General features: G+C 51.8%; 2 protein-coding genes. Both read left to right on the top strand.

The features are described from left to right. The first annotated feature begins 1,426 nt into the window (after nt 1-1,426). Complete coding sequence (locus Q0482_RS08540; protein WP_299145459.1) at nt 1,427-1,687, top strand: type II toxin-antitoxin system Phd/YefM family antitoxin; 261 nt, start codon at nt 1,427-1,429, stop codon at nt 1,685-1,687. After that, the gene (locus tag Q0482_RS08535; RefSeq protein WP_299145457.1) at nt 1,677-1,988 is read left to right on the top strand and encodes a type II toxin-antitoxin system RelE/ParE family toxin; all 312 of its coding nucleotides are present in this window, start codon (nt 1,677-1,679) and stop codon (nt 1,986-1,988) included. The genes Q0482_RS08540 and Q0482_RS08535 overlap by 11 nt, the downstream gene beginning before the upstream one ends. The last annotated feature ends 150 nt before the right edge of the window (nt 1,989-2,138 follow it).

Here is a 2,138-nt window from a genome sequence, read left to right as displayed (position 1 = left end):
TGCCTCATTTCTCCATGTAACATCCTGCTGAACTGGCCGCGGCCGCGGCCACCCCCTATCCGGCTGCGCCGGACTTCCCCCTATTCAGGGGGCAGAATAAACCGCTCTACGCTTTCCTGCAGAGTCATGTGGCACAATGCTGAGCGTCCATAGGGACACTGTGCACATCCTGCATAGGATGTGCAAGTCGGGCGAAGCACAGCGTCCATAGTGCCCCCGCTTTAGCGGGGGAAAGGTGGTGCCGTAAGGCACCAAAGGGGGAATCGCCGGAATGGTACAGGAAGAGTATGACTGCATTGCGTGTCCCCACACATTTTCTTTCCCCTTGAGGTGGCAAGGGAACGGGATTCGTAGGGAGCCAACGACGACTGAGAATCCCGTGACACGCTTCCCTTTGGGGGAAGTGCCGCGAAGCGGCAAAAGGGTGTACGAGGCAAAGCAACGGTATGTCACTCATTTTTTGACCTGACCGCCGAAAGGCGGCCTGCTCCGCTTTAGCGTTTCATTCCGATTCTTACCTTCATCCACCCCTTCGCCACTACGTGGCCCTCTTCACCGGTCAGTCAAGCAAAAGGTAGGCCTCTCTATATTTCTCGTTTCCCCTTGAGGGGAAGTGCCGCGGAGCGGCAAAAGGGTGTACGAGGGTAAGAATAATTATGATACTCCTTCATCAGTTTATGCAGGGCCAACTTCGACTGACTCGGAGACCCCTATGCAGGGTCTCCGCCTCAAGGGGACGCAAGACGTTACGGGGCTTGCTTTGTGCTACATAATTCGTGCTAAACATTCTGCTGAGTTGGCCACGCACGGTCAGCCAGTTAAAAGGAAGGCCCTTTTATGGGCAGGCTAAGGGCCAACTTTGGCTGACTCGAAGACCCTATGCAGGGTCTTCGCAGCGGCTTTTCCCCCTTTGGTGCCTACGGCACCACCTTTCCCCCGCTGTGCGGGGGCACAACAACCCGTGCTTAAAATTGAGTAACTTCTGAGAAAATGTTTCACGGAGCTTTGTTCTGCCACCGCTTGCGGGGTGGCAAAGGAACTGGATTTGTAGGGAAGCAAAGCGACCCGAAAATCCAGTGACATGCTTCCCTATGGGTAAGTCCCGCGAAGCGGGCAAGGGGGAAACTCTTTTCCATCGCCCGTCAGGGCGGTTAGCTTGTTCTCCCTCGGGCGAAGCCCGGTTGTATGTTTTTCCCAGCTACCAGCCACCAGCTGCCCAGCCACAGTATAACAGGGAGATTTCTCCACTCCTCTTCGCTACGGTCGAAATGACAATGTGGCGCAGCCCACCTCGATCCCGATCTCAATCTCAATCCCAGACGTTTCGCGGCTGCCCCCCTATGAACCCTCACGCTCGAAAGGACGTATCCATAAATTCATCTACCACAATTATGGTATAATAATACCATAGAAAGGATGTGATTTTATGCCCAAGATTATCCCCATCAAAGACCTGAAGGACACAGGAAAAATGTCTGAACTCTGCCACAGCTCCCATGAACCGGTCTTTGTTACGAAAAACGGCTACGGAGACATGGTGCTTATGAGCATGGACGTGTATGAAGAAATGCGCCGAAAAGAAAGCCTTTACAGGGAACTGGAAATCGCTGAAGCCCAGATAGCCGAAGGCAAAGTGGTACCGGCCAAAGAAGCACTGGCGGAATTGAGGAAGAAATATGGCCTATAAACTTCTAATTGCTGAACAGGCAGAGAAGCAAATCGAAAAAGCCATCGTATATGTAACTGAAGTGCTGAAGAACCCGAAAGCTGCTGCCGATATTCTTGATGATATCCTGCACGTCTACAACACCCTGGAAAAGGATGCTGCCAGCTTCGCCTTTTGCGAGGATAGTTACCTCCGGGCAAAAGGATATCGCAAATTTCCCCTTTATAAACATGACTACATTGTTATTTACCGCGTTAATGAAGATATCGTTTATATAACAGGCTTCTTTCATATGCTTGAAAACTACAGAATGAAATTGTAATAAATGAATGCAAAAGGCAGGAAGTACTCCGACACTTCCTGCCCTTTGTACCACAGGGAGATGGCAAGGGATGTAGTGACGCGGTTCTTTTTTCCCCCCATAAACTTGCCCACCCCCGCACTCGGGGGTGGGGGGACCACGTAGTGGTGG

Source organism: uncultured Dialister sp. (assembly GCF_937959425.1).
In the GTDB taxonomy this organism is placed as follows: Bacteria; Bacillota; Negativicutes; order Veillonellales; family Dialisteraceae; genus Dialister.
The sequence above is the reverse complement of the archived record's forward strand: the minus strand, read 5'-3'. Positions and strand labels throughout refer to the sequence as shown.

What these genes read in the sequence shown, in the direction of transcription:
- Q0482_RS08540 (WP_299145459.1), top strand. Translation starts at nt 1,427, where the DNA reads ATGCCCAAGATTATCCCCATCAAAGACCTGAAGGACACAGGAAAAATG.
- Q0482_RS08535 (WP_299145457.1), top strand. Translation starts at nt 1,677, where the DNA reads ATGGCCTATAAACTTCTAATTGCTGAACAGGCAGAGAAGCAAATCGAA.